General features: G+C 59.7%; 22 protein-coding genes and 1 pseudogene. 14 read left to right on the top strand and 9 right to left on the bottom strand.

Translation table 11 applies throughout. The annotated features are described in order from the left end of the window. Window positions 1-15: 15 nt before the first annotated feature. The gene (locus ACIOMO_RS21455) at window positions 16-1647 is read right to left on the bottom strand and encodes a Na+/H+ antiporter (RefSeq protein ID WP_401243461.1); all 1632 of its coding nucleotides are present in this window, start codon (window positions 1645-1647) and stop codon (window positions 16-18) included. A 279-nt stretch (window positions 1648-1926) separates the two neighbouring features. Here ACIOMO_RS21455 and ACIOMO_RS21450 point away from each other — a divergent pair, with 279 nt between their 5' ends. The 4 genes from ACIOMO_RS21450 to ACIOMO_RS21435 all read left to right on the top strand — a co-directional run bounded on the left by ACIOMO_RS21450 (window position 1927) and on the right by ACIOMO_RS21435 (window position 5097). Then, complete coding sequence (locus ACIOMO_RS21450; protein WP_401243459.1) at window positions 1927-2289, top strand: ArsC family reductase; 363 nt, start codon at window positions 1927-1929, stop codon at window positions 2287-2289. A gap of 33 nt (window positions 2290-2322) precedes the next feature. Continuing rightward, on the top strand, window positions 2323-3357 hold the full coding sequence (gene dapD / locus ACIOMO_RS21445; protein WP_053117606.1) for a 2,3,4,5-tetrahydropyridine-2,6-dicarboxylate N-succinyltransferase: 1035 nt from the start codon (window positions 2323-2325) through the stop codon (window positions 3355-3357). A gap of 133 nt (window positions 3358-3490) precedes the next feature. Next, window positions 3491-4696 (top strand): aminotransferase class V-fold PLP-dependent enzyme, encoded by a 1206-nt coding sequence (locus ACIOMO_RS21440; RefSeq protein WP_401243457.1) that lies wholly within the window; start codon window positions 3491-3493, stop codon window positions 4694-4696. Further along, window positions 4693-5097: a SufE family protein gene (locus tag ACIOMO_RS21435; RefSeq protein ID WP_401243455.1), complete on the top strand. Its 405-nt coding sequence runs from the start codon at window positions 4693-4695 to the stop codon at window positions 5095-5097. The genes ACIOMO_RS21440 and ACIOMO_RS21435 overlap by 4 nt, the downstream gene beginning before the upstream one ends. A gap of 143 nt (window positions 5098-5240) precedes the next feature. On the opposite strand, the gene tcdA is transcribed toward ACIOMO_RS21435, so the two are convergent. After that, a complete protein-coding gene (gene tcdA, locus ACIOMO_RS21430) occupies window positions 5241-6053 on the bottom strand; it encodes a tRNA cyclic N6-threonylcarbamoyladenosine(37) synthase TcdA (RefSeq protein ID WP_401243453.1) in 813 nt (270 codons plus the stop codon). Between the two features lie 232 nt (window positions 6054-6285). Here tcdA and ACIOMO_RS21425 point away from each other — a divergent pair, with 232 nt between their 5' ends. From ACIOMO_RS21425 to ACIOMO_RS21410, 4 genes are all read left to right on the top strand, one after another. Next, window positions 6286-8874, top strand: coding sequence for a glycosyltransferase (locus tag ACIOMO_RS21425; RefSeq protein ID WP_401243451.1), 2589 nt, complete (start codon window positions 6286-6288; stop codon window positions 8872-8874). A 203-nt stretch (window positions 8875-9077) separates the two neighbouring features. Beyond that, window positions 9078-10229, top strand: a complete 1152-nt coding sequence (gene dapE / locus ACIOMO_RS21420) for a succinyl-diaminopimelate desuccinylase (RefSeq protein WP_110720122.1) — start codon at window positions 9078-9080, stop codon at window positions 10227-10229. Then, window positions 10229-11038: a putative RNA methyltransferase gene (locus ACIOMO_RS21415; RefSeq protein ID WP_150646954.1), complete on the top strand. Its 810-nt coding sequence runs from the start codon at window positions 10229-10231 to the stop codon at window positions 11036-11038. Before dapE ends, ACIOMO_RS21415 begins: the two co-directional genes overlap by 1 nt. 75 nt (window positions 11039-11113) lie before the next feature. Next, a complete protein-coding gene (locus ACIOMO_RS21410; protein WP_053117591.1) occupies window positions 11114-11491 on the top strand; it encodes a hypothetical protein in 378 nt (125 codons plus the stop codon). Between the two features lie 91 nt (window positions 11492-11582). On the opposite strand, the gene ACIOMO_RS21405 is transcribed toward ACIOMO_RS21410, so the two are convergent. Further along, a complete protein-coding gene (locus ACIOMO_RS21405; RefSeq protein ID WP_053117589.1) occupies window positions 11583-11792 on the bottom strand; it encodes a cold-shock protein in 210 nt (69 codons plus the stop codon). A 238-nt stretch (window positions 11793-12030) separates the two neighbouring features. Between ACIOMO_RS21405 and plsB the strand changes: the two genes are divergently transcribed. The 4 genes from plsB to ACIOMO_RS21385 all read left to right on the top strand — a co-directional run bounded on the left by plsB (window position 12031) and on the right by ACIOMO_RS21385 (window position 16493). Next, window positions 12031-14529, top strand: coding sequence for a glycerol-3-phosphate 1-O-acyltransferase PlsB (gene plsB, locus ACIOMO_RS21400; RefSeq protein ID WP_400650137.1), 2499 nt, complete (start codon window positions 12031-12033; stop codon window positions 14527-14529). 97 nt (window positions 14530-14626) lie between these two features. Beyond that, the gene (locus ACIOMO_RS21395) at window positions 14627-15313 is read left to right on the top strand and encodes a hypothetical protein (protein WP_401243447.1); all 687 of its coding nucleotides are present in this window, start codon (window positions 14627-14629) and stop codon (window positions 15311-15313) included. 51 nt (window positions 15314-15364) lie between these two features. Beyond that, on the top strand, window positions 15365-15763 hold the full coding sequence (locus tag ACIOMO_RS21390; protein ID WP_053117584.1) for a YbaY family lipoprotein: 399 nt from the start codon (window positions 15365-15367) through the stop codon (window positions 15761-15763). A gap of 40 nt (window positions 15764-15803) precedes the next feature. Then, the gene (locus tag ACIOMO_RS21385) at window positions 15804-16493 is read left to right on the top strand and encodes a DUF4197 domain-containing protein (RefSeq protein WP_053117582.1); all 690 of its coding nucleotides are present in this window, start codon (window positions 15804-15806) and stop codon (window positions 16491-16493) included. A 127-nt stretch (window positions 16494-16620) separates the two neighbouring features. Here ACIOMO_RS21385 and ACIOMO_RS21380 read toward each other — a convergent pair. The 3 genes and pseudogenes from ACIOMO_RS21380 to ACIOMO_RS21370 form a co-directional block, all read right to left on the bottom strand. After that, a pseudogene (locus tag ACIOMO_RS21380) lies at window positions 16621-17712 on the bottom strand (Fic family protein); the annotation flags it as partial. A gap of 699 nt (window positions 17713-18411) precedes the next feature. Continuing rightward, window positions 18412-21483 (bottom strand): efflux RND transporter permease subunit, encoded by a 3072-nt coding sequence (locus ACIOMO_RS21375; RefSeq protein ID WP_401243445.1) that lies wholly within the window; start codon window positions 21481-21483, stop codon window positions 18412-18414. A gap of 6 nt (window positions 21484-21489) precedes the next feature. Further along, window positions 21490-22590, bottom strand: a complete 1101-nt coding sequence (locus ACIOMO_RS21370; RefSeq protein ID WP_053117575.1) for an efflux RND transporter periplasmic adaptor subunit — start codon at window positions 22588-22590, stop codon at window positions 21490-21492. Between the two features lie 94 nt (window positions 22591-22684). Between ACIOMO_RS21370 and ACIOMO_RS21365 the strand changes: the two genes are divergently transcribed. Continuing rightward, window positions 22685-23320, top strand: coding sequence for a TetR/AcrR family transcriptional regulator (locus ACIOMO_RS21365; RefSeq protein WP_212543962.1), 636 nt, complete (start codon window positions 22685-22687; stop codon window positions 23318-23320). Between the two features lie 115 nt (window positions 23321-23435). Here the strand turns inward: ACIOMO_RS21365 and ACIOMO_RS21360 are convergent, their stop codons facing one another. Next, complete coding sequence (locus ACIOMO_RS21360; RefSeq protein ID WP_053117963.1) at window positions 23436-24218, bottom strand: class I SAM-dependent methyltransferase; 783 nt, start codon at window positions 24216-24218, stop codon at window positions 23436-23438. A gap of 92 nt (window positions 24219-24310) precedes the next feature. Between ACIOMO_RS21360 and ACIOMO_RS21355 the strand changes: the two genes are divergently transcribed. Beyond that, window positions 24311-24931 carry an energy transducer TonB gene (locus tag ACIOMO_RS21355; protein ID WP_212543963.1) on the top strand — a complete coding sequence of 207 codons (621 nt, stop codon included), beginning with the start codon at window positions 24311-24313 and terminating at the stop codon, window positions 24929-24931. Window positions 24932-24934: 3 nt separating this feature from the next. On the opposite strand, the gene ACIOMO_RS21350 is transcribed toward ACIOMO_RS21355, so the two are convergent. Next, the gene (locus ACIOMO_RS21350; protein WP_401243442.1) at window positions 24935-25627 is read right to left on the bottom strand and encodes an extensin family protein; all 693 of its coding nucleotides are present in this window, start codon (window positions 25625-25627) and stop codon (window positions 24935-24937) included. 2 nt (window positions 25628-25629) lie between these two features. Beyond that, the gene (locus ACIOMO_RS21345; RefSeq protein ID WP_401243440.1) at window positions 25630-26466 is read right to left on the bottom strand and encodes an isocitrate lyase/phosphoenolpyruvate mutase family protein; all 837 of its coding nucleotides are present in this window, start codon (window positions 26464-26466) and stop codon (window positions 25630-25632) included. Window positions 26467-26491 lie beyond the last annotated feature (25 nt).

Here is a 26491-nt window from a genome sequence, read left to right as displayed (position 1 = left end):
GTTTACAACGGGTATCTATTTGACCAGTCCAAGATTTGCTTCACTCAAATCGAGCTCTCCCAACACTTCACGTAATACGTCATCACCAATCTGGTGATGACGGCTGAGACTATAGAGTTCCAGGCGCTGCGCTCGCAGCGCCTTCAAACGCAAACGCCGCTCCAGCAGATCCATCTGAAACGCCATCGCCTGCGCTTCGGCGGAGTCGTTGAACACGTCGAGTTGATGACGATATTCGGACATGATCCGCGCCTTGAGTTCTGCCGCCAGCGCTGCTTGTGCAGCATCTTGCGGCGGTAACTCTTCAGTTTCCAGAGAGTGAATCGCTGCTTCGGCGGTTTTGCGCCAGGCATCGCGTACTTCTTGGCGACGCTTGTCGTCCGGGCTCTTTTCGATGCCGCGCAGTAACAGCGGCAGCGCGATACACGCCGAAATCAGTGAGAGCAGAATCACCCCGGCGGCGATGAAGATCAGCAGATCACGCTCGGGAAATGCCTCCGCGCCCATCAGCATCGGCACCGACATCACACCCGCCAGCGTCACCGCGCCGCGCACACCGCCGACGGTCAGCAACCAGCAGGAACGTGCGGTCGGTACTTGCGTCAACTCGCCTTTGCCGCGCACACGCCTTAGCAACACCGACAAACGCCAGATGCTCTGCACCCAGATAAACCGCAGCAATACCAACGCGAGGAAAATCGCCACGACGTCGAGGCAGCGATAGAACAATGTCGGCCACAACGTCGGTTCGTGGCTGACCACGGCTTTGATGATGTCCGGCAATTGCAGGCCGAGCAGCAGGAAGATCAAGCCGTTGAAAGCAAATTCCAGCAGCGACCAGACGCTGCGGTTGAGCAAACGGGTGCTGGTCTGCCGAGGCAGCAGGTCGAGCCAGCTCTGCATCATCCCCGCCGCCACTGCCGACAGAATGCCCGACACGCCGAGGCGTTCAGCCAAGACATACGCGGCGAACGGCAGCAGCAACATAAATACAACGTGCGTCGCTGGATCATCCCAGCCGCGCGCGATCATCCACGAGCGCAGGCGCCCGACCAGCCAGCTCAGCGCCACGCCGACCGCCAGACCACCGAGCGCCACCACGACAAAGGTCAGGCTGGCGTTGGTCAGCGAGAACACGCCAGTGATGGCTGCGGCCAAGGCGAACTTGAACGTCACCAGGCCAGAGGCATCGTTCATCAGCGCCTCGCCCTGCAGGATGTGCATCAGCGGGGTCGGCAAGCGGTTCTGCGAAATAGCCGAGACGGCCACGGCGTCGGTCGGCGACAACACGGCCGCCAAGGCGAAAGCCACGGGCAACGGAATCGTCGGCAATAACCAGTGAATGAAGTAACCGGCGCCGACCACGGTGAACAGCACGAGGCCCACCGCCAGCGTCAGAATCGGCCCGCGCAAATGCCAGAATTCGCGTTTGGGCATGCGCCAGCCATCGGAAAACAGCAGCGGCGGCAGGAACAGAAACAGGAACAGTTCGGGATCGAGGGCCACGTGCAAACCCAGCGTCGGCCAGGCCAGCAAGGCACCGGCGGCGATTTGCACTAAAGGAAGCGGCAGCGGGATGACCCGTCCGACCAGACGCGAGACGCTGACCAGCATCAGCAGGATCAGGACGGTGTAAGCGGTTTGCATAAAGCGGAAATCTCAGACAATCGACAGCGTTGAACTGCCATATTAGCCGCTTAGGATGCGTCTGGCGTTTGCACCTATGTCGCACACGCCCCAAATGATGTCCGCACAACAATGTGTAGGAGCTGCGGCACGCTGCGATCTTTTGATCTTTAAAGACACAATCAAAAGATCGCAGCCTCGTTTCACTCGACAGCTCCTACAGGGTTTTGCGTATTCGCCGAAGGGTCATGGCATAATCCGTCACCATTTTTCTCCAGCACCTGTAAAGGGGGCAATTCCTTGACCGTTTCAAGTAAAACGTTGCACCTTTTCGGCATCAAAGCCTGCGACACCATGAAAAAGGCGCGCTCCTGGCTTGATGAGCACGCTGTCAGCTACGACTTTCACGATTACAAAAGCGCCGGCATCGACCGTGAGCACCTGACCCAATGGTGTGACGAGCACGGCTGGCAAACGGTGTTGAACCGCGCAGGCACGACCTTTCGCAAACTCGACGACGAACGCAAAGCCGATCTCGACCAATCGAAAGCCATCGAACTGATGCTCGCTCAACCCTCGATGATCAAGCGCCCGGTGCTCGATCTCGGTGACCGAACCCTGATTGGCTTCAAGCCAGATATCTACGCGGCCGCTCTGAAGTAAGCAGCCCGTCACTCTTTGTAGAGGTGTATTTACATGTCCAATTCCCTGTTCAGCATCGCCTTTGGTGTCGGCACTCAGAACCGTCAAGGCGCATGGCTGGAAGTGTTCTACGCCCAGCCATTGCTCAATCCTTCGGCCGAACTGGTCGCTGCCGTGGCGCCAATCCTCGGTTACACCGAAGGCAACCAGGCCATCACCTTCACCACCGCTCAGGCGGCGCAACTGGCTGAAGCCGTGAAAGGCATCGACGCCGTTCAAGGCAAGCTGCTGACCCGTCTGGCCGAAAGCCACAAGCCGCTGGTCGCCACCCTGCTGGCCGAAGATGCACAGCTGACCTCGACGCCTGAGGCTTACCTGAAGCTGCACCTGCTGTCGCACCGTCTGGTCAAGCCGCACGGCGTGAGCCTGGCCGGCATCTTCCCGCTGCTGCCGAACGTGGCCTGGACCAGCCAGGGCGCGATCGACCTGAGCGAACTGACCGAAATGCAACTGGAAGCCCGTCTGCGTGGCGAGCTGCTGGAAGTGTTCTCGGTGGACAAGTTCCCGAAAATGACCGACTACGTGGTTCCGGCCGGCGTGCGTATCGCTGACGCGGCACGTCTGCGTCTGGGCGCTTACGTCGGCGAAGGCACCACCGTGATGCACGAAGGTTTCATCAACTTCAACGCCGGCACCGAAGGCCCGGGCATGATCGAAGGCCGCGTTTCCGCTGGCGTATTCGTCGGCAAGGGCTCGGATCTGGGCGGCGGTTGCTCGACCATGGGCACTCTGTCGGGTGGCGGCAACATCGTGATCAAGGTTGGCGAAGGCTGCCTGATCGGCGCCAACGCCGGTATCGGTATTCCATTGGGCGACCGCAACACTGTTGAGTCGGGCCTGTACGTGACCGCCGGCACCAAGGTTGCGCTGCTCGACGAAAACAACAACCTGGTTAAGGTTGTGAAGGCGCGTGAGCTGGCCGGTCAGGCTGACCTGCTGTTCCGTCGCAATTCGGAAACCGGTGCTGTGGAATGCAAAACCCACAAATCGGCGATCGAACTGAACGAAGCGCTGCACGCTCACAACTAAGTGCTTGGATAATCCATTGTAGGAGTGAGCCTGCTCGCGATGCCTTTAGCGCCCTCACGGACGCCATCGCGAGCAGGCTCACTCCTACAGGATTTGGCGTACATCCCGCCCCTCTTCACCAGGGCTAAAGACCGTGATGATTCCCTCCCCCTGGCGTGCCGATTTCCCGGCCATCGCCGCGCTGCAACGGCAAGACCAGACCTATCTGGACAACGCCGCCACCACGCAAAAACCCCAGGCCCTGCTCGACGCGCTGACGCATTACTACGCCAATGGCGCGGCCAATGTGCACCGTGCGCAACACCTGCCCGGCGCTCACGCGACGCAGGCGTTCGAGGACAGTCGGCTCAAGGTTGCGCAGTGGCTGAATGCCGGAGACAGCGGGCAGATCATCTTTACCCACGGCGCCACCAGTGCGCTGAATCTCCTGGCTTATGGCCTGGAACATCTTTTCCACCCGGGCGATGAAATAGTCATCAGCGCCCTGGAGCATCACGCCAATCTGCTGCCGTGGCAGCAACTGGCGCAACGGCGCAATCTGAAACTGGTGATTCTGCCGCTGGATGCTGACGGTTTGATTGACCTCGCGGCTGCCGTGCATTTGATTGGCCCGCGCACGCGATTGCTGGCGGTCAGTCAGTTGTCCAACGTGCTCGGCGCATGGCAGCCATTGCCGGCGCTGCTGGGCATGGCCAAGGAGCAGAACGCGTTGACCGTGGTCGATGGCGCGCAAGGCGTAGTGCATGGCCGGCATGACGTGCAGGCGCTGGGTTGCGACTTCTACGTGTTTTCCAGCCACAAGCTGTATGGGCCGGATGGTTTGGGCGTTCTGTTCGGGCGCAATGCTGCGCTTGAACAACTGAAGCCTTGGCAGTTTGGCGGCGAAATGGTGCTGGAAGCCAACTACCACGACGCGCGCTTCCGCCCTGCTCCGCTGGGTTTTGAAGCGGGCACACCGCCGATTGCCAGTGTGATCGGCCTCGGTGCGACGCTGGATTATCTGGCCGGGCTCGATCAAGACGCAGTGTCGGCCCACGAAGCGGCGCTTCATGACTATCTGCTGCGTGGCCTCGCTGCTCGTAATGGCATTCGTTTGTTGGGCAAGCCGCAATTGGCGCTGGCGAGTTTTGTCGTTGAAGGTGTGCATAACGCTGATCTGGCGCACTTGCTGACAGAACAAGGCATTGCCGTGCGCGCCGGACATCACTGCGCGATGCCGTTGCTGAAAAGCTTCGAGCTGGCCGGGGCGATTCGCGTGTCGCTGGCGTTGTACAACGATTCGGAGGATCTGGAGCGTTTCTTTGAAGCGCTGGATCAGGCGCTGGAGATGTTGCGATGAGCTTGCCGGTCGAGGCTGCCGAGGCGCTGAAAACGTTTCAAAACGCGGCGGGTTGGGAACAGCGCGCGCGGTTGTTGATGCAGTTTGGTGATCGGCTGCCACCGCTAAGTGTCGCCGACAAATGCGAGGCCAACCGGGTGCATGGCTGTGAGAGTCAGGTGTGGCTGGTTGGGGAATTGCGTGATGGTCACTGGCAGTTCGCGGCGAGCAGCGATGCGCGGATGATTCGTGGGTTGGTGGCGTTGTTGCTGTTGCGAGTGAACGGACTGTCAGCGGCAGAGTTGCAGCAAATTGATCTACCAGACTGGTTCAATCAGCTCGGCCTTTCGCGTCAGCTATCGCCCTCGCGCAGCAATGGCCTGAATGCCGTGCTCCAGCGAATGAATGAGTTGGCCGGTTAATCCTGTGGCGAGGGGATTTATCCCCGATGGGCTGCGAAGCGGCCCCCACTCCGACACATGCGGACAGCCTGACGCTCCGAGGAAGCAGATCTTGGGGGCGCTTCGCACCCCATCGGGGATAAATCCCCTCGCCACAAGGTTTGCTAGCTAATCGGTTTGACCCGCTCCGCCGGGCGCCGCACACCCGCGACAATCTTGTCCACAGCCTTGGTCGCCGCAACCATCCCGAACGTCGCCGTCACCATCATCACTGCACCAAAGCCACCCGCGCAGTCCAGCTTCACGCCGTCACCGACAAAACTCTTCTGCAAACAAATGCTGCCATCCGGCTTCGGATAGCGCAGTTGTTCGGTGGAAAACACACACGGCACGCTGTAATGCCGGGTCACGGTGCGCGAAAAGCCATAATCACGACGCAACGTCGAACGCACTTTCGAGGCCAACGGGTCATTGAACGTGCGGTTGAGGTCACACACCTGAATCAGCGTCGGATCAATCTGCCCGCCCGCGCCGCCGGTGGTGATGATCTGAATCTTGCGACGCTTGCACCAGGCAATCAGCGCAGCTTTGGCGTTGACCGCGTCGATGCAGTCGATCACGCAATCGATGTCCGGCGTGATGTATTCAGCCATGGTCTCGCGGGTGACGAAGTCAGCCACCGCGTGCACGGTGCAATCCGGGTTGATCCCGCGCAGACGCTCGGCCATCACCTCGACCTTGGGTTTGCCGACGGTGCTGTCCAGCGCGTGCAACTGGCGGTTGGCGTTGCTGACGCAGACGTCATCGAGGTCGAACAGCGAAATCTCGCCGACGCCACAACGGGCCATGGCCTCCGCCGCCCAGGAACCGACGCCACCGACGCCGACGATCGCCACGTGGGCCGCGCGCAAACGCGCCAGACCTTCGATGCCATACAAACGGGCGATGCCTGCAAACCGCGGATCTTCTGTACTCATGACCATTACCCCAAAAACCGGCGCGCATTATAGGGCTACACAGCGACAAGTTTTAAGCTTCCAGCTACAAGTGTAAGAACTTAAGTCAAAGTCGGCTGCCCAATGTCGGGCATTTCCCTGTCAGATGTACGACTGGCGGACTGCCGGTGTAGGATGCGCGCCCTTTTGCAATAAGAAAGGCGCAACGCCAACCGACTCCTTCGTTCCACAGCCTTTGGAACCCGAAATAGCTATGTCATCGCGTAAATTTGGACTCAACCTGGTGGTGGTTCTGGCAATCGCTGCCCTGTTCACCGGTTTCTGGGCGCTGATCAATCGCCCGGTTTCCGCGCCGAACTGGCCGGAGCAGATCTCCGGTTTCTCCTATTCGCCGTTCCAGCAGGGACAATATCCGCAGAAGGATCAGTATCCGTCTGACGAAGAAATGCGCCGCGACCTGGAGATCATGAGCAAGCTGACGGACAACATCCGCATCTACTCGGTCGACGGTTCGTTGCAAGACATCCCGAAACTCGCTGAAGAATTCGGCCTGCGCGTGACGCTGGGGATCTGGATCAGCCCCGATCAGGAACGCAACGAACGGGAAATCCAGCGCGCCATTGAACTGGCCAACACCTCGCGCAGCGTGGTTCGCGTGGTGGTCGGGAACGAAGCGATCTTCCGTAAGGAAATCACTGCGCAAGAGCTGAGCGTGTTGCTCGATCGCGTGCGCGCGGCAGTGAAAGTGCCGGTGACCACCTCCGAGCAATGGCACGTCTGGGAAGAACACCCGGAGCTGGCCAAGCACGTGGATCTGATCGCTGCGCACGTTCTGCCTTATTGGGAATTCATTCCGGTCGACAAGGCTGGGCAGTTCGTCTTCGATCGCGCCCGCGACCTGAAAAAACTGTTCCCGAAGAAACCGCTGCTGCTCTCCGAGGTTGGCTGGCCGAGCAACGGTCGCATGCGCGGTGGCGCCGATGCGTCGCCGGCGGATCAAGCGATTTACCTGCGTACGCTGGTCAACAAGCTTAACCGCCAAGGCTTCAACTACTTCGTGATCGAAGCGTTTGACCAGCCGTGGAAAGCCAGCGACGAAGGTTCGGTCGGCGCGTACTGGGGCGTGTTCAACGCCGCGCGTCAGCAGAAATTCAACTTCGAAGGCCCGGTCGTGGCGATTCCGCAGTGGCGCGTGCTGGCGATCGGCTCGGTCGTGCTGGCGCTGTTGTCGCTGACTTTGCTGATGATCGACGGATCGGCCCTGCGTCAACGTGGGCGGATCTTCCTGACCTTTATCGCCTTCCTTTGCGGTTCGGTGCTGGTCTGGATCGGTTACGACTACAGCCTGCAATACAGCACGTGGTTCAGTTTGACGGTCGGCTTCCTCTTGGCGCTCGGTGCGCTTGGGGTATTTATCGTCTTGCTGACGGAGGCGCATGAACTGGCCGAAGCGGTGTGGATTCACAAACGCCGGCGCGAATTCCTGCCGGTCGAGGGCGACTCCAACTACCGCCCGAAAGTCTCGATTCATGTGCCTTGCTACAACGAGCCGCCGGAGATGGTCAAACAGACCCTCGACGCCCTCGCCGCGCTGGATTATCCGGACTACGAAGTCCTGATCATCGACAACAACACCAAGGATCCGGCGGTGTGGGAACCGGTGCGTGACTACTGCGCAACCCTCGGCCCGCGCTTCAAGTTCTTCCACGTTTCGCCTCTGGCCGGTTTCAAGGGCGGCGCGCTGAACTACCTGATTCCGCACACCGCCAAGGACGCCGAAGTCATCGCGGTGATCGACTCCGATTACTGCGTGAACCCAAACTGGCTGAAGCACATGGTGCCGCACTTCGCCGACCCGAAAATCGCCGTGGTGCAGTCGCCGCAGGATTATCGCGACCAGAACGAAAGCACCTTCAAGAAGCTCTGCTACGCGGAATACAAAGGCTTCTTCCACATCGGCATGGTCACCCGTAACGACCGTGACGCGATCATTCAGCACGGCACCATGACCATGACCCGTCGTTCGGTTCTGGAAGAATTGGGTTGGGCTGACTGGTGCATCTGTGAAGACGCCGAACTCGGTCTGCGCGTGTTCGAAAAAGGCCTGTCGGCGGCGTATTACCACGACAGCTACGGCAAGGGTCTGATGCCGGATACGTTTATCGACTTCAAAAAACAGCGTTTCCGCTGGGCCTACGGTGCGATTCAGATCATCAAGCGTCACACCCGCAGCCTGCTGCGCGGCAAGGACACCGAACTGACACGCGGCCAGCGTTACCACTTCCTCGCGGGCTGGTTGCCGTGGGTCGCGGACGGGATGAACATCTTCTTCACCGTCGGCGCGCTGTTGTGGTCGGCGGCGATGATCATCGTGCCGCAGCGGGTCGATCCGCCGCTGCTGATCTTCGCAATCCCGCCGTTGGCGCTGTTCGTGTTCAAGGTCGGCAAGATCATCTTCCTCTACCGTCGCGCCGTCGGCGTGAACCTGAAAGATGCCTTCTGCGCGGCGCTGGCCGGGCTGGCGTTGTCGCACACCATCGCCAAAGCGGTGCTGTACGGCTTCTTCACCACCAGCATTCCGTTCTTCCGCACACCGAAAAACGCCGACAACCATGGTTTCTGGGTGGCGATTTCCGAAGCGCGGGAAGAGCTGTTCATCATGCTGCTGTTGTGGGGCGCGGCGCTGGGGATCTACCTGGTCAACGGCATCCCGAGCAACGACATGCGTTTCTGGGTGGTGATGCTGCTGGTGCAATCGCTGCCGTATCTGGCGGCGCTGATCATGGCGTTCCTGTCGTCGCTACCGAAACCTGCGGCCAAGCCTGAGCCGGCAACAGCATAATCGGTAACGGATAACGTCAAACGGCGGCCTTCGGGCCGCCGTTTTGCTTTAGAATGACCGCCTTTTTCAATGCCAACAAACTCGGTAGGAGCTGCCGAAGGCTGCGATCTTTTGATCTTGCTGTTGATTTTAAAAAACAAAATCAAAAGATCGCAGCCTGCGGCAGCTCCTACAGGTTTACCGTGCGCACCCGGAGTTATTACATGACGGCCCACGCCGACCTTTCGCCGACCCTCCAACTCGCCATCGACCTGATCCGCCGTCCATCCGTGACGCCGGTCGACGCCGATTGCCAGAAGCAGATGATGCAGCGCCTGGGCGATGCCGGTTTCACTCTCGAGCCGATGCGCATCGAAGATGTGGATAACTTCTGGGCCACCCACGGCAACAACGACGGCCCGGTGCTGTGCTTCGCCGGCCACACCGACGTGGTGCCGACCGGTCCGGTCACCGCGTGGCAGATCGACCCGTTCAACGCGCTGATCGATGAACACGGCATGCTTTGCGGCCGTGGCGCGGCAGACATGAAAGGCAGCCTGGCGTCGATGACCGTCGCCGCCGAGCGCTTCGTTGCCGACTACCCGAATCACAAGGGTAAAGTCGCGTTTCTGATCACCAGCGATGAAGAAGGCCCGGCGCACCACGGCACCAAGGCTGTGGTCGAGCGTTTGGCCGCGCGTAATGAGCGTCTGGACTGGTGCATCGTCGGCGAACCGTCGAGCACCACGCTGGTGGGCGACGTGGTGAAAAACGGCCGTCGTGGCTCGCTGGGCGCCAAGCTCACCGTCAAAGGCATCCAGGGTCACGTCGCTTACCCGCATCTGGCGAAGAACCCGATCCACCTCGCCGCTCCGGCACTGGCCGAACTGGCTGCCGAGCATTGGGATCACGGCAACGATTTCTTCCCGCCGACCAGTTTCCAGATTTCCAACGTCAACTCCGGCACCGGCGCGACCAACGTGATTCCGGGCGATCTGGTGGCGGTGTTCAACTTCCGTTTCTCCACCGAATCGACCGTCGAAGGCCTGCAGAAACGTGTGGCCGATATTCTCGACAAACACGATCTGGACTGGCACATCGACTGGGCGCTGTCCGGTCTGCCGTTCCTTACTGAACCGGGCGCACTGCTCGACGCGGTGTCGGCGAGCATCAAGGACATCACCGGTCGCGAGACCAAAGCGTCGACCAGCGGCGGTACCTCCGATGGCCGTTTCATCGCGACCATGGGCACACAGGTTGTTGAACTGGGCCCGGTCAACGCGACCATCCACCAGGTCAACGAACGCGTGCTGGCGGCGGATCTCGACGTACTGACCGAGATCTACTACCAAACCATGATCAAGTTGCTCGCCTGATGCTTGCTTGCCCGATCTGCAGTGAGCCGCTGAATGCGGTGGATAACGGCGTGGTCTGCCCCGCCGGCCACCGCTTCGACCGTGCGCGCCAGGGTTATCTGAACCTGCTGCCGGTGCAGCACAAAAACAGCCGTGATCCTGGCGACAATCAGGCCATGGTCGAAGCGCGCCGCGATTTTTTGAACGCCGGCCATTACGCGCCGGTTGCCAAGCGTCTCGCCGAGCTGGCGGCGAGTTATGCGCCGGGGCGCTGGGTCGACATTGGTTGTGGCGAGGGTTATTACACCGCGCAAATCGCCGAGGCCCTGCCGAACGCCGATGGCTACGCGCTGGACATCTCCCGTGAAGCGGTCAAACGCGCCTGCAAACGCAACCCGGCAATTAGCTGGTTGATTGCCAGCATGGCCCGCGTGCCATTGGCGTCGGGCAGTTGCCAGTTTCTCGCCAGTGTTTTCAGCCCTTTGGACTGGGAAGAAGCCAAGCGCCTGCTCAGTGTTGGCGGCGGTCTGATGAAAGTCGGCCCGACCAGCGGCCACCTGATGGAACTGCGCGAGCGTCTGTACGACGAAGTGCGCGAGTACACCGACGACAAGCATCTGGCCTTGGTGCCGCAAGGCATGGCGCTGGCGCACAGTGAAACTTTGGAATTCAAACTGACGCTGGACAAGCCCGAGGATCGCGCCAACCTGTTGGCGATGACACCCCACGGCTGGCGCGCCAGTGCCGAGCGTCGCGCGGCGGTGATCGAACAGGCCGAGCCGTTCGAGACCACCGTGTCGATGCGCTACGATTATTTCGTTCTTCAATAAACTTTTGGTCTCGGGCGAGTGCCCGGGGCCGGCTAAATCCGCGAGTGGATTTTTCAGACCGCAGTGAGGACATCCATGCGCCAACCGGACATCGAGATTTACCTGAAAGACGCCGACGTCGACCACAAGGCCATTTCCGCCTGGCTGGGCGCCGCGCTGGGCCCGTGCACCGACTGGGTTCAGAAAGGCCAGACCTACAAGTGCAAGGCCGGCAACGTGCCGGTGACCTGGCTGCCGAAAGCCGTGGGCAAGTGGAACAGCCTGTACCTGGAAAGCGACCAGACGCCGTGGGACGACGACATCGCCTGCGCCCGCGCTGCGTTCGCTGCGCTGAACGTCGAAGTGCGTTGCGCGCCGGGGACGTGGGTCGAAGAAGAAGGTGAGGAGACAGCGGATCGCTGGATGCGCATCAGCGCAGACGGTGAAGAAGAAATCACCTGGAAAACTGCCTAAAAGCAAAAGATCGCAGCCTTCGGCAGCTCCTACAGGGTCATGTGTACACCCGTAGGAGCTGCCGAAGGCTGCGATCTTTTGATCTTCAAGGTTACAGGCCTACAACGTCTTCCGCTTGCAAACCCTTCTCGCCAGTAATCACCGCGTACTCAACCTGCTGACCTTCAGCCAGCGACCGGTGCCCTTCGCCGCGAATCGCGCGGTAGTGCACGAATACGTCCACCCCGTCTTCGCGCTGAATAAAGCCGTAGCCTTTGGCGTCGTTGAACCACTTCACGTTGCCGGTTTCACGTGTTGCCATCTGTTCATACTCCTTTTTTATTATTGAACAGGCTTTTCGCAGGAAAGCCTTTGAGGAACGTCAGCCTGCATCCGACGTCCATAAAAGGGCCCCGGCGACAGACCGCCGAGTATATGACAGGTGCGAAAAGTCTCAACAGGAGATTACTTCGCCGCTTTTTTGCCGATTTTCGTCCAATACGGCACACTATCGACCGCCCGAGCAAACGCTCGGTTTTATTCACTCACGCAGAAGCCGTATGACCCGTTCCCCGTTCCGCCGTCTTGTGTTTGGCACCCTGCGCCGACTGTTGTATCTCTGGGTTCGCTCGGAGACGATCAATCAGTCGTCGTTCACCCTCAACCTCGACCGCAGTCGTCCGGTGTTCTACGTCCTGCAAAACCCTTCGCTGACCGATCTGGCCGTGCTCGACACTGAGTGCACCAAGGCCGGCCTGCCGCGTCCGGTGCTGCCGGTGTCGGTGGGCTCGCTGATTGAACCAGCGGCGTTTTTCTACCTGACGCCGGATCCGGACTGGCTCGGTCGTCAGGACAAACGCGGCGCACCGCCGACACTGACTCGCCTCGTCAGCGCCCTCACCCAGAACGCTGCCGAAGACGCGCAAATCATTCCGGTCAGCGTGTTCTGGGGCCAATCGCCGGACAGCGAAAACAGTCCGTGGAAGCTGCTGTTTGCCGACAGCTGGGCGGTTACCGGACGTCTGCGTCGCTTGCTGAGCATCATCGTCCTCGGCCGCAAAACTCGTGTGCAATTCTCCGCACCGATTCACCTGCGCGAGCTGATCGACCACAACAAGGGTCACGAACGCACCGTGCGCATGGCCCAGCGGATCCTGCGCGTGCACTTCCGCAATCTGAAAGCAGCGGTGATCGGCCCGGACATTTCCCACCGTCGCAACCTGGTCAAAGGCCTGCTCAATCAGCCATTGGTCAAGCAAGCGATCCTCGACGAGGCCGAGCGCGAAAACATCTCCGCGGAAAAAGCCAAGGCCCAGGCCCTGCGCTACGGCAACGAGATCGCCTCGGACTACACCTACACCGCGATCCGTTTCCTCGAAGTGGTGCTGAGCTGGTTCTGGAACAAGATTTACGACGGCATCAAGGTCAACCACATCGAAGGCGTGCAGAAAGTCGCGCAGGGTCACGAAGTGATCTACGTGCCGTGCCATCGCAGCCACATCGACTATCTGCTGCTCTCGTACTTACTGTTCCGCAACGGCCTGACCCCGCCGCACATCGCTGCCGGGATCAACCTCAACATGCCGGTGATCGGCAGCCTGCTGCGGCGTGGCGGCGCGTTCTTCATGCGCCGCACGTTCAAGGGCAATCCGCTGTACACCTCGGTGTTCAACGAATACCTGCACACCCTGTTCACCAAAGGCTTCCCGGTCGAGTACTTCGTCGAGGGCGGCCGCTCGCGCACCGGACGCATGCTGCAACCGAAAACCGGCATGCTCGCCATTACGATGCGCAGCTTCCTGCGTTCGTCGCGCATGCCGATCGTGTTTGTACCGGTGTACATCGGCTACGAGCGCGTGCTGGAGGGGCGTACCTACCTCGGCGAATTGCGCGGCGCGAGCAAGAAGAAAGAATCAATCTTCGACATCTTCAAAGTCATCGGTGCGCTGAAGCAGCGCTTCGGTCAGGTCGCCGTCAACTTCGGCGAGCCGATCAAACTCGCCGAATTCCTCGATGCCGAGCAACCGGACTGGCGCCAACAGGAACTCGGCCCACAGTTCAAACCGGCGTGGCTCAACGAGACCACCAATCGTCTCGGCGAGAAAGTCGCGCAGCATCTGAACGAAGCGGCGGCGATCAACCCGGTCAATCTGGTGGCGCTGGCATTGCTGTCGACCACGCGCCTGGCGCTGGACGATCGGGCGATGGCGCGGGTGCTGGATCTGTATCTGGCGCTGCTGCGCAAAGTCCCGTACTCGCCACACACCACGCTGCCGGAAGGCGATGGCCGTGCCTTGATCGAGCACGTGAAGGACATGGATCTGCTGTCCGAGCAGAACGATGCGCTGGGCAAGATTCTCTATCTCGACGAGCAGAACGCCGTCCTGATGACTTACTACCGCAACAACGTGTTGCACATCTTCGCCCTGCCGGCGCTGCTCGCGAGTTTCTTCCAGAGCGCCTCGCGCATGAGCCGCGAACAGATCCTGCGCTACACCCGCGCGCTGTATCCGTACTTGCAATCGGAGCTGTTCATTCGCTGGTCGCTGGACGAACTGGATGCCGTGGTCGATCAGTGGCTGGAAGCATTCGTCGAGCAAGGTCTGCTGCGTTTCGAGAAAGACGTCTACCTGCGTCCGGCGCCAAGTTCGCGGCATTTTGTGTTGCTGACATTGCTGTCGAAAAGCATCGCGCAGACCTTGCAGCGTTTCTACATGACCGTGTCCTTGCTGCTCAACAGCGGCCAGAACAGCATCAGCGCCGAAGAACTGGAAGACCTCTGCACCGTCATGGCCCAGCGCCTGTCGATCCTCCACGGCCTCAACGCCCCGGAGTTTTTCGACAAGAGCCTGTTCCGTCACTTCATCCAGACCTTGCTCGACCTTGACGTGCTGCGTCGCGACGAGGCCGGCAAGCTCAGCTACCACGAACTGCTCGGTGAATTGGCCGAAGGTGCGGCCAAGCGCGTACTGCCAGCGGACATTCGTTTGTCGATCCGCCAGGTTGCGCTGCATCGCAGTGAAGATGCGGCTGAAAGCGCGGTAACCGCCGAAGGCTGAAACTTGCCGATAACTAACGGAGAGCCCGCCGGGTTCTCCCGTTAGTTGATTCGTGGATAAATAGGCTCACTTTAAAAATCGCGATAAGGATATCGAGATGAGCCTGCTGCACGAACCAACTCCCATCGTCACCGTCGACTTCCGTTTACCCGCTAACTTCCGCGCCCCCGTGGGCGGTGAGAATGAAACGGTGGTCAGCGTCAAAGTGGTTAACTCCACTTCTCCGATCAACATTAAAGACTGGCGGCACTCGTCAGTCTTTGATGTCGACTGGAAGTTCTCATTTCCGCATCAGTACAGCGATGTCGGCGTGAAGTATCAGATCAACGTTCAGATGTTCCATGACCAACAGCCATTGCTGGTGGCGCTGGACTACTTCGTTATCGTCAACACAGCCCCGCACCGGCAGACGCTGCATCTAAGTCCGATCGGCTTTCTGTATGTGGAAGCTCAGGAGCCCAGTGTCGTTGCTGAACATGAAGCCGTGACGATCAGTCTGCACGATGCTGATGACCCGAATACCCAACTTACCCGCGTCACTCAAGATGAACGAAGCGCCGCTTCGTTTTATCTGCAATACGATCCAGACAGCGTCATACCCGGCAAGCGCTATGCGTTAAGCGGTGTGGAAAACCGCTATCACCAATCCATTGCAGTCACGCCGTGGCATGTCGAACTTGCGCCGGTTTCGCCTACGTTGAGTTCGCGGCTATCGCAGTGGATCTCGCAGTGGCTGGAGAAACCATTACGTTTGTTCACTGACGTTGATGGCAAAATCCGCTAGATTTCTCTTCGGCGCCGGGATTCTTCCGGCGCAAAAGTATTAGAGGTTCCGATGAAAAAACTCACCCTTCTCGCCGCCGCTACGCTGTTGAGCGCCTGCCAATCGACCACCCCCGCCGGCAAGGCCAGTCTCGATGGCGAAGTGTTCTACCTGCAACGCATCGCCCTGCCACCGAGCGCGACCCTGAGCGTGAGCCTGCAAGACGTTTCCCTCGCCGACGCCCCGGCGGTCGTGCTCGACGAGCAGAAAGGCCCGATCAAAGGCCAGGTGCCACTGCCCTTCCACTTGAGCTACGATCCGGCGCAGGTCAAACCCGGCCACCGTTATTCGGTCAGCGCGCGTATCGAAGTCAACGGCGAGCTGATGTTCATCACCACCGAAAACCACGCCGTGCAACTCGACGGCAACGACCCGCAGCCGCTGAAAATCCGCGTCGACGCGATTCGTTAATTCATTCTCCGCCACCACTTTCTGCAACAAGGAAGCCGCCATGCTCCGCCCTACCCTTCGCTTCGCCGGCCTCTGCGCCGGCCTGATGATCAGCGCCAACGCTCTGGCCCTGTCACTCAGCGACCTGTCCCAACAAGACGCCACCGGCGGCCTCAAGGATGCCCTGACCCAAGGCGCGCAAATCGCCGTCAAACAACTGGGCACTCCGGGCGGCTTCAGCAACAACCCCGAGGTGAAAATCGAACTTCCGGGCAAACTCGGCAAAGCCGCCAGCAAAATGAAAGCCTTCGGCATGGGCGCCCAGGTTGAAGAACTCGAAACCGCGATGAACAAAGCGGCGGAAAGTGCCGTGACCCAAGCCCAGCCAATCCTCGTCGACGCCGTGAAAAAAATGAGCGTCGCCGACGCCAAAGGCATCCTCAGCGGCGGCCAGGATTCAGCCACGCAATACCTCGACAAATCCAGCCGCGAACAAATCCGCGCCAAGTTCCTGCCGATCGTCAAACAGGCGACCGACAAAGTCGGCGTGGCGCAGAAGTACAACTCGTTCGCCGGCCAGGCCGCAGCGTTCGGTGTGGTCGATGCGAAAAGCGCGAATGTCGAAAACTACGTCACCGAACAGGCACTGAACGGCTTGTTCGAAATGATTGGCAAACAAGAAGAAACCATCCGCCAGAACCCGGCCGCTGCGGCGACGAGTCTGGCGAAGAAAGTCTTCGGCACGTTGTAACGTCCCATGTAGGTGCTGCCGCAGGCTGCGATCTTTTGATCTTGTCTTTGCTGTCGAGCATTGAAGATCAAAAGATCGCAGCCTTCGGCAGCTCCTACAGGGTTTTCTGTCAGGCTGCATGGGTCTTGTAGACCACGCTCTTGCGGTACACGTCCGTGAACCGGCTTACCGCTCGCTGAATCACCGAACACTGAAACTCGATGAAGTACGTCAGATCCAGCTCATCCGCTTCGCTATGCAAATAAGAGCGCCCATACTTCACCGGCGCATTGCGCAACAGCAAACTGATCGCAATGTAACGAAACGCCGCAAACTCATTCTTGAACATGAACCAGTAAAACAACGCCCGCGCAACCCGCCCGTTACCGTCGCGAAAGGGATGCTCGTAACCCAAGGCAAAATGCAGCGTGATCGCCTTGATCAGCGGATGCACATAACCCTTCTCCTGAGGTGATCCCTCAGGCAAATTGATCCAGTTCGACAACCTTTCTAGCCGCAAGACCAACCCGGCAGAGGGCGGAGGACGATGCACCGTATTGCCCGCGCCGTCCTGAACAACCACCTCATCATTCGCCCGGAAAACGCCCGGAGAATAATCCTCGTCAGCAATCCCCTCCACCCCCACCCGATGCATCGCAGCGATCAAATCCACACTCATGGGCTCATCGCGTTTCTCCCACGCGAAATTCATCATCCTGTAGTTGCCCATCACCATCCGCTCATCCGGCGTACGCGGCTGACGCCGATGCCTGAGCATGTCCTTGGCCACACGCGTAGTCGCCGCCGCGCCCTCTAACTGACTACTGGCGATGGCCTCATCCTCGATCAAATCATTAAGCAAATAACTGCAATGCGCCTGCTCTCCAATTTGCCGAGTCATGTAATCCAGAGCGGCAAAAGTCGTCTGCCGATCCACCAACGACAACGTGATCTGCGCCAACGGCGTCAGCACATATTTGCCCCACTGCACCGGCTCGCCCAACGGCAACAGATTGACGTACTGCGCCACCCGCGCCTTCTTGACCAACGCCCAACACAGCTTCACATCCAGCCCGGACGCCCAGCGATAACGCAACGCCTCGAAAGGCAGATAACGGCCCTGATCATCCAGCGGCTTGAGCAACGCCAGATAATCCGCCAGACGCTGCTTGTGCGGCGAGCGCAGCAGAAGATTGAACACGGGATCGGATCGGCCTTTGAAGACGGGTGGGTTTTTCATGAAAGGGTGAACTCGAGGCAGTTGAAAACAGACGCTGGAGTACAACACCCGAGGGGGGACAGGCTCAATATCGGAGGTTTCTGAAAAAGATGTAGGAAGGAAATAGAGGCAATTCAGGCAGAAATTGGTCGGATGTCAGGCCGCCTTCGCGAGCAGGCTCGCTCCCACAGTTGGATGGTGTTGAATCAGACAGAGCATGGTTGGCTGGCAGGCCGTTATCGCGAGCAGGCTCACTCCTACAATTGGATCGTGTACATCCGGGCAGAAACAGGTTGGCTGGAAGGGCGCCTTCGCGAGCAAGCTCTGCTCCTACAAAAGCAGGATCAAAAGATCGCAGCCTTCGGCAGCTCCTACATGAAATCGTGGCGCACCCACGCCAACCACTAGGCCGAGTGTCAGCTCGCCTGCTTTTGATTTTGATCTTAGAGCCCGTCGGGAGGCTGAGTGGAGGGATTCATACGGGGAAAGCATCGAGAGGAGGTGCAGCGAAGCAAACCGTAGGCGATGCCCCCGGATGAACCCGGAACGAAGGAACCCGAGCCTTAGCGAGGGCCGGACGTCAGGGCACAGACCTTTGGTTCCTTTGGGGCGTTTGCCAAAGGGACTCGCCGTAAGGGCGAAACCACAATCAGCCACACCACCAAAAAAGGATATTCACCCAAAACCCCAAGAGCATGGTCGGCCCAAAGGCCGCCAAGCTCAAACGGCCTCCCGCCGAACCCTGAACCAAGCCGCATACAACGCCGGCAAAAACAACAGCGTCAAAGCCGTAGCAACAATCAACCCGCCCATGATCGCCACCGCCATCGGCCCAAAAAACACACTGCGCGACAACGGAATCATCGCCAACACCGCCGCCAACGCCGTCAACACAATCGGCCGAAACCGCCGCACCGTCGCCTCGATAATCGCCTGCCAAGGCCCAAGCCCCGACTTGATATCCTGCTCAATCTGATCCACCAGAATCACCGAATTGCGCATGATCATCCCCGACAACGCAATCGTCCCCAACATCGCCACAAACCCGAACGGCTGACGGAACACCATCAAAAACAGCACCACCCCGATCAACCCCAGCGGCGCCGTCAAAAACACCATCGCCGTGCGCGAAAAACTGCGCAACTGCACCATCAGCAACGTCAGCACCACCACGATAAACATCGGCACCCCGGCATTCACCGACTTCTGCCCACGCTCGGAATCCTCCACCGTGCCGCCGACATCCAGCAAATACCCATCCGGCAACTCCGCGCGAATCGGATCGAGCGTCGGCATGATCTGCTTGATCAACGTCGCCGGCTGCTCCTTGCCATAAATGTCCGCGCGCACCGTTACCGTCGGCAACCGATTGCGGTGCCAGATAATCCCTTCCTCAAAACCATATTCCAGCGTCGCGACCTGCGACAACGCGACACTGCGGCCGTTGTCCGTCGGCACCGCCAGACTCGGCAGCAACGACAACTCGGTGCGCTCATGCACCGTGCCGCGCAGCAGAATCTCGATCAACTCGTTGTCTTCGCGGTACTGGCTGACACTCGCGCCGGTCAGCGAACTCTGCAGAAACTTCGCCAGATTGGCCGTGCTCACACCGAGCGCCCGGGCACGATCCTGATCGATGTTCAGGTACACGACTTTGCTCGGTTCCTCCCAATCCAGATGCACATTGACCACATACGGATTCTCGCGAACCTTGGTCGCGACTTTGCGCGCCAGCGCACGGACTTCTTCGATGTGTTCGCCGGTGACACGGAACTGCACCGGGTAACCTACCGGCGGGCCATTCTCCAGACGCGTGACCCGCGAACGCATCGCCGGGAATTGCTCGTTCAATGTGCTGATCAACCAGCTGCGCAGCGCCTCACGTTCCTCGATGGTTTTCGCCAACACCACAAACTGTGCGAAGCTCGCCGCCGGCAACTGCTGATCCAGCGGCAGATAAAAACGCGGCGAACCGGTGCCGATATACGCCACATAATTATCGATGCCGGCGTGATCCTTGAGCATCGCTTCCAGGCGTTTGACCTCACCGGTGGTATTGGCCAGCGATGCGCCTTCGGCCAGTTTCAGATCGACCATCAATTCCAGTCGATTGGAGGCCGGGAAGAACTGCTGTGGAACGTAACGGAACAACATTACCGAAGCGATAAACAGCCCCACCGTCAGCACGATCACGGTTTTACGGTGCACCACACACCACTCGACCAGCCGCCGAACACGCTGATAAAACGGCGTGCCATACGGATCCGGCTGACCATCGCCCGTGCCGTGTTTGGCGGCGTGAATTTTCGCCAGATCCGGCAGGAGTTTTTCCCCCAGATACGGCACGAACATCACCGCCGCCACCCACGAAGCGAGCAGCGCGATGGTCACCACCTGAAAGATTGATCGGGTGTATTCGCCGGTGCCCGACTGCGCAGTGGCAATCGGCAGGAACCCGGCAGCGGTGATCAACGTACCGGTGAGCATCGGAAACGCGGTGCTGGTCCAGGCATAACTCGCCGCGCGGATGCGATCGAAACCCTGCTCCATTTTGATCGCCATCATTTCCACGGCGATGATCGCGTCGTCCACCAGCAGACCCAGCGCCAATACCAACGCGCCGAGGGAAATCTTGTGCAGACCGATGTTCAGGTAATACATGCAGGCGAAGGTCATCGCCAACACCAGCGGAATGGTCAGCGCCACGACCATGCCGGTGCGCACGCCGAGGGAGAAGAAGCTCACCAGCAAGACAATTGCCAGCGCTTCGACCAACACCTGGACGAACTCGCCGACCCCGGTTTTCACTGCCGCTGGCTGGTCGGAAACCTTGCGCAATTGCATGCCGGCCGGAAGGTTTTTCTGGATCCGCGAGAACTCCACTTCCAGTGCTTTACCGAGCACCAGAATGTCGCCGCCGTCCTTCATCGCCACGGCCAGACCAATCGCGTCTTCGCCCATGAAGCGCATGCGCGGTGCCGGTGGATCGTTGAAACCACGGCGCACATCGGCGACATCGGAGATGCGGAACGTACGATCACCGACACGGATCGGGAAGTTTCTTATCTCATCGACTGTCTGAAAATTCCCCGACACCCGTAGCTGCAATCGCTCACTGCCAGTTTCAAAGAATCCCGCAGTCGAAACCGCATTCTGCTCTTGCAGTGCCTGTTGCACCGCCGCCAACGGCAAACCGAGGGTCGCCAGTTTGACGTTGGATAACTCGACCCAGATTTTTTCGTCCTGCAAACCGAGCAAGTCGACCTTGCCGACATCCTTGACCCGTTGCAGCTGGATCTGGATGCGGTCGGCGTAATCCTTGAGCACCGCGTAATCGAAGCCATCACCGGTCAGCGCGTAGATATTGCCGAACGTGGTGCCGAATTCATCGTTGAAAAACGGCCCCTGAATATCCGGCGGCAACGTGTGGCGGATGTCGGCGACCTTCTTGCGCACCTGGTACCAGAGGTCGGGGATTTCCTTGGAATGCATCGAGTCGCGGGCGATAAACGTGACCTGCGATTCACCGGGGCGTGAGAACGAGACGATGCGTTCGTACTCACCGGTTTCCATCAGTTTCTTTTCAATGCGTTCGGTGACCTGGCGCGAGACCTCCTGCGCGGTCGCACCCGGCCAGCGGGTCTGAATGACCATGGCTTTGAAGGTGAACGGCGGGTCTTCACTCTGGCCGAGTTTGGTGTAGGACAACGCGCCGACGATGGCCAGCAAAAGCATCAGGAACAGTACGATCTGGCGATTACGCAGCGCCCATTCGGAGAGGTTGAAGCGCATCGGGACTTACTCCTTGTCCGCCAGATTGACCACACGGTTGGAGCGATCCACCGGACGCACCTGCTGACCTTCCAAAAGCACATGTACGCCGGCCGCCACCACCCAGTCGTTGGCGTTCAAGCCTTCAAGCACCGGCACGGTTTTTTCGCCGAACGGGCCGACGCGCACCGGGGTTTTCTTCAACGTGTTATTGCCGTTGACCACCCAGACGTAGGTCGCACCGTTTTCAGCGGTGAGTGCCGAGAGCGGCACCGCCAGCGACACGGCATCGGCCGATTGCACAAACACACGAGCGCTCTGGCCCAGTTCGGCCGGGACTTTGCCGGCGGTGAACGAAATGCGCGCGGCAAAGGTGCGCGAGCGTGGATCGGCGGCGGGCGACAGTTCGCGAATTTGTCCGGCGAACCGCTGATTCTGCTGCGTCCACAATTCGACGGACACTGGCTGACCGACCTTGAAGCGGCCGAAGCTTTGCTCGGGCAGGCTGATCAACACCTCACGCTCGCCGTCGGTGGCGAGGGTGTAAACGGTCTGTCCGGCGGCAACCACTTGCCCGACTTCCACCGAACGCTTGGCCACCACGCCGTCCTGCGGCGCACGCAGCACCGCGTAACTGGCCTGATTGGTCGAGACGTTGAATTCAGCTTTAATTTGTTTGAGGCGGGCTTCACCTGAGCGGTAAAGGTTTTCGGCATTGTCGTAAGCCGAGCGGCTGACCATCTGCCGATCCATAAGGGTCTTGTAGCGATCGCGCTCGGCGCGCACCAGATTGAGATTGGCTTCGGCGGCAGCGACTTGCGCACGGGTGGCTTCCAGTTGCAGGCGCACGTCTTGCGGATCGAGCTCGGCGAGCGGTTGATCGGCCTTCACGCGCTGACCTTCATCGACCAGTCGTCGGCTGACTTTGCCACCAATGCGGAATGCCAGATCAGGTTCGTAGCGGGCGCGCACCTCGCCCGGATAACTTTCCATCGCCTGCGCCGAAGGCTCTGGCTGCACCACCATGGCCGGTCGCACGGTGACTTGCGTCACTTCTTCCTGACCGCACGCTGACAAAAGGAACGCCAGACTCGCTGGCAACGCACAGGACAACGCATGGCGGAACATGGTGACGGACCTTTCGCTAATGGTGCTTGGAATAATTATACTGGCGGGTATGTTATTAATAGCAAACTCACCAGTCCAGTATTAAAAGCGAAGAATGTCGAACAATCTTTCAGCTCCAAACGGCCCGGGCCGTCCCAAGGATCTGGCCAAACGCCAGGCGATCCTCGACGCGGCGAAAATTCTGTTTCTGAGTCATGGCTATGCCAACACCAGCATGGACGCGGTCGCCAGTGAGGCTGGCGTGTCGAAGCTGACGGTTTACAGCCATTTCAACGACAAGGAGACGCTGTTCTCCGCCGCCGTGATGGCCAAATGCGAGGAGCAATTACCCACACTGATCTTCGAATTGCCGGAAGGCATCGCCGTGGAAAATGTGTTGCTGAACATTGCCCGAGGCTTTCATCACCTGATCAACAGCGATGAATCGGTGAACCTTCATCGTCTGATCATGGCGCTGGGGGTGCAGGATCCGAAGCTGTCGCTGATCTTCTTCGAGGCCGGCCCACAGCGCATGGTGCAAGGGATGGAGCGCTTGCTGACGCGCATCCATGAGAGCGGCGCGCTGAACATTGATCTGCCGCGCAATGCGGCCGAGCATTTCTTTTGCCTGATCAAAGGCGCGGGGAATTTCCGGCTGATGTTTGGTTGCGGGGAGCCGTTGAGCGAAGAGGCTGCGGAGAGCCATATTGAGGAAGTGGTGGGGTTGTTTATGCGCGCTTACAAACCTTAGCTTTTGCGCTGTTTGGGCTGGCCCTATCGCGAGCAGGCTCACTCCTACAGTGGATTTGTGTGCACCACAGATCAATTGTAGGAGTGAGCCTGCTCGCGATAGGGGCGACGCGGTTTTAAGGCTTGAGCGCTTTCTTCGGGTAGATGTCGTAGCGGCTCGATTTGCCATCCAGCGCATGGCTCGGTTTCGGCCCTTCAATGCACGGCGCCTTGCGCGGTCGTTTGACCACCACCCGGTGCGTCGCCAGTGCCAGCGCAGCCTGCAACAGCGCCGGCGCATCCGGATCATCGCCCACCAGCGGCCGGAACAGACGCATCTCTTTCTTCACCAGCGCGGTCTTCTCGCGGTGCGGAAACATCGGGTCGAGATAAATCACCTGCGGCGCCTCACCTTCCCAGTTCTGCATGACCTCGATGGAATTGCCCTTGAGCAACTTCATCCGCGCCACGATTGGCGCTACTTCGAAATCTTCCGCACCACGCGCCAGCCCATCCTCCAACAGCGCGCCGATCAGCGGCTGGCGCTCGATCAGGCTCATCTCGCAACCCAGACTGGCCAGCACAAACGCATCCTTGCCCAACCCCGCCGTCGCATCCAGAACGCGCGGGCGCACGCCTTGCGCGACGCCGACAGCCTTGGCGATCATCTGCCCGCTGCCGCCACCGTACAAACGCCGATGCGCCGCGCCGCCCTCAACGAAGTCGACGCGCACCGGCCCCGGTGCGTCCGGGCCCAGCTGTTGCAGCTGTAAACCCTGCTCGCCGACCTGCAAGGCGAACTCGCCGTCAGCCACCTCGCGCGGCAGACCGAGACGCTCGGCCCACTGCGCAGCTTGCGCTTCAAACGTCGCGCCGAGGGCTTCGACATGGATGCGGCAGGCCGCGGGTTGCTCAATCATGGAAAACACGCTCAAAAATTCAAGGAGCGGCAAAAACCGCCGATAACTCATTCAACGCGCATTTTGCCAGAGCTGAGCGTCAACCGAAAAAAATGTCAGGCATTCTTCCCACATCGATTGGCTACATTTCGCCCCATGGCGACTTTAGCCGTCAAAACACTCAAGCACTGAGCGGCGTCAGTCACCTGTGGCAGGATTTTTTTGCCCAGGCGCTGGCCGAGCAGACGAGTGATGTGGTGCCGGCCTGCGGCACGTTTCCACCGGTTGACCTGAGCAGCAGCGAAGAGCCGACCGTCGGCAGCGACCTGCACGCGCACATCGTCAGCCAGCGCGAATGCGACGTGGTGGAAACTCAAGTGCGTCCGCCGGAGCCGCTGTTCCTGCCGATCGCCGAATTCGAAACCGATCTGCTCGACAAGCCGTTCCCACCGTTCCCGGCAGAAGAACTGAAAGCGCAGCAAGAGCAGCAGGATTTTGACAGCAGCTGGGTTCGCCCTGTGGTTATCAACAACGGCCAGCCAATGCCAGAACCGGGCCCGGCGCCGCAGAAAAAGCCGCTGTACCTGCCGATTGCCGAGTTCGACCTCGACCTGATGCAGAAACCATATCCGCCATTCCCGCCGGAAGAAATCGTCGAGCAACAGAAGGCGCTGGACTTCGATAACGGTTGGGCACGCCCGATCGTTCTGCAGAACCTGCGCCTCGCCGCGTAACCTCTAGCGACACACGCTCCAGCGCCCGACATCGACATGAAAGTGATTGCGATGGGCAGCGTTGTAATCCGGACTCAACACCACACTGAACGCTTCGCAGGCGCCGTCGCGCACCTGCCGTAGAAATTTCGCGTCCTGATTTTGCTTGGGCCAGTCCTTGAGCACGCTGATGCTGCGGCCGTCGGCCAGACGAAAGCCGGCGATGTCCAGCGCATCGGCGCTGGCATGACGACTGAGTGCGCCGCTCTCGCGGTTGTAGACATTGCGGCAGGCGAAGCTGCCGAGGTGGTCGAGGCGCGTGACCTTCTGGCCATAGATTGATTGAGCTGCCGGTTGCAACGTGTGGTGTTCAAACATCGCGTAGGCGACCGCCAGCGGACAACTGGCGAGGAAACTGCTGCTCAGCGCCACCTCACCGCCCTGCACGCGCAAAGCGCCGATCAGCGGGCACTTGGCGTCGGGGCTGTCGGATTGCCGGGTGACGCGCAGATCTGAACTGCTCAACGCTTGAGCGCAAAGTTCTGGATCACTGCGCAAGCGCATCAACTTGTAACCGGTGAGCCAATTAGGCGCGGCTTTCACGTCCAGCGGCGCCCAAGGATTCCATTGCGGCGGCAACTGCAACCAGCCGCGCCAGACACTGAACGCGGCACCGCCGATCATCAACAGCACCAGGCAAAATATCCATCGCCCCATGTTCAGCCTTTGAAGAACTGATTGGCTTTGCCGTACGGCATCGATTGCGAGGTGAAGCCGAACGTGCCGGACTGCTGAATTTCTTCAGCGGCGCGGAAGAACTCGCCGAACGCCGCCAGCGCCAATGCCGAACCGGTGCTGATGCGGCGTACGCCCATGTCCTGCAATTCCTGCACGGTCAGTTTCAAACCGCCGGACATCAACACGTTGACCGGTTTCGGCGCCACCGCACGTACCACCGCCAGCACTTCTTCGGCGTTGCGTAAACCCGGCGCGTACAGCACGTCGGCGCCAGCGTCGGCGAAGGCTTTCAAGCGGCGAATGGTGTCATCGAGGTCAGGATTGCCGTGCAGATAGTTCTCCGCACGCGCGGTGAGGATGAAAGGAAATGGCAGCGTGCGCACGGCCGTGACAGCGGCTTCGATGCGCGCCACGGCATGTTCAAAACAATAGATCGGCGCATCCGGGCGGCCCGTCGCGTCTTCGATCGAACCACCGACCGCGCCCGCTTCGGCGGCACGCAACAAGCTTTTCGCGGACTCGGTCGGGTCATCAGAAAAGCCGTTTTCCAGATCCACCGCCACCGGTAAATCGGTCGCAGCGACAATCGCGCGGACGTTGGCCAAGGTCTCTTCAAGACTCAACGCGCCATCGGCCTTGCCCTGGGAAAACGCATAACCGGCACTGGTCGTGGCCAAGGCCTGATAGCCGAGGCTGGCGAGCATCTTCGCCGAGCCGGCATCCCACGGATTGGGAATGACGAAGACTTGCGCACGCTCATGCAGCGCTTTGAAGGCGTGGGCTTTACGGGTTTGTGCTTGAAGGTCTGAGGCGTCCATCGGCTGGCTCCCGGGCAGGAAAACG

It is taken from the genome of Pseudomonas sp. NPDC087804 (genome assembly GCF_044742965.1).
GTDB lineage: Bacteria > Pseudomonadota > Gammaproteobacteria > Pseudomonadales > Pseudomonadaceae > Aquipseudomonas > Aquipseudomonas rustica.
The sequence above is the reverse complement of the archived record's forward strand: the minus strand, read 5'-3'. Positions and strand labels throughout refer to the sequence as shown.

Excerpts from the sequence above, each read along its gene's own strand:
- ACIOMO_RS21455 (WP_401243461.1), bottom strand. The coding sequence starts at position 1,647 with ATGCAAACCGCTTACACCGTCCTGATCCTGCTGATGCTGGTCAGCGTC.
- dapD (WP_053117606.1), top strand. The coding sequence starts at position 2,323 with ATGTCCAATTCCCTGTTCAGCATCGCCTTTGGTGTCGGCACTCAGAAC.
- ACIOMO_RS21435 (WP_401243455.1), top strand. The coding sequence starts at position 4,693 with ATGAGCTTGCCGGTCGAGGCTGCCGAGGCGCTGAAAACGTTTCAAAAC.
- tcdA (WP_401243453.1), bottom strand. The coding sequence starts at position 6,053 with ATGAGTACAGAAGATCCGCGGTTTGCAGGCATCGCCCGTTTGTATGGC.
- ACIOMO_RS21425 (WP_401243451.1), top strand. The coding sequence starts at position 6,286 with ATGTCATCGCGTAAATTTGGACTCAACCTGGTGGTGGTTCTGGCAATC.
- dapE (WP_110720122.1), top strand. The coding sequence starts at position 9,078 with ATGACGGCCCACGCCGACCTTTCGCCGACCCTCCAACTCGCCATCGAC.
- ACIOMO_RS21415 (WP_150646954.1), top strand. The coding sequence starts at position 10,229 with ATGCTTGCTTGCCCGATCTGCAGTGAGCCGCTGAATGCGGTGGATAAC.
- ACIOMO_RS21410 (WP_053117591.1), top strand. The coding sequence starts at position 11,114 with ATGCGCCAACCGGACATCGAGATTTACCTGAAAGACGCCGACGTCGAC.
- ACIOMO_RS21405 (WP_053117589.1), bottom strand. The coding sequence starts at position 11,792 with ATGGCAACACGTGAAACCGGCAACGTGAAGTGGTTCAACGACGCCAAA.
- plsB (WP_400650137.1), top strand. The coding sequence starts at position 12,031 with ATGACCCGTTCCCCGTTCCGCCGTCTTGTGTTTGGCACCCTGCGCCGA.
- ACIOMO_RS21395 (WP_401243447.1), top strand. The coding sequence starts at position 14,627 with ATGAGCCTGCTGCACGAACCAACTCCCATCGTCACCGTCGACTTCCGT.
- ACIOMO_RS21390 (WP_053117584.1), top strand. The coding sequence starts at position 15,365 with ATGAAAAAACTCACCCTTCTCGCCGCCGCTACGCTGTTGAGCGCCTGC.
- ACIOMO_RS21385 (WP_053117582.1), top strand. The coding sequence starts at position 15,804 with ATGCTCCGCCCTACCCTTCGCTTCGCCGGCCTCTGCGCCGGCCTGATG.
- ACIOMO_RS21375 (WP_401243445.1), bottom strand. The coding sequence starts at position 21,483 with ATGCGCTTCAACCTCTCCGAATGGGCGCTGCGTAATCGCCAGATCGTA.
- ACIOMO_RS21370 (WP_053117575.1), bottom strand. The coding sequence starts at position 22,590 with ATGTTCCGCCATGCGTTGTCCTGTGCGTTGCCAGCGAGTCTGGCGTTC.
- ACIOMO_RS21365 (WP_212543962.1), top strand. The coding sequence starts at position 22,685 with ATGTCGAACAATCTTTCAGCTCCAAACGGCCCGGGCCGTCCCAAGGAT.
- ACIOMO_RS21360 (WP_053117963.1), bottom strand. The coding sequence starts at position 24,218 with ATGATTGAGCAACCCGCGGCCTGCCGCATCCATGTCGAAGCCCTCGGC.
- ACIOMO_RS21355 (WP_212543963.1), top strand. The coding sequence starts at position 24,311 with ATGTCAGGCATTCTTCCCACATCGATTGGCTACATTTCGCCCCATGGC.
- ACIOMO_RS21350 (WP_401243442.1), bottom strand. The coding sequence starts at position 25,627 with ATGGGGCGATGGATATTTTGCCTGGTGCTGTTGATGATCGGCGGTGCC.
- ACIOMO_RS21345 (WP_401243440.1), bottom strand. The coding sequence starts at position 26,466 with ATGGACGCCTCAGACCTTCAAGCACAAACCCGTAAAGCCCACGCCTTC.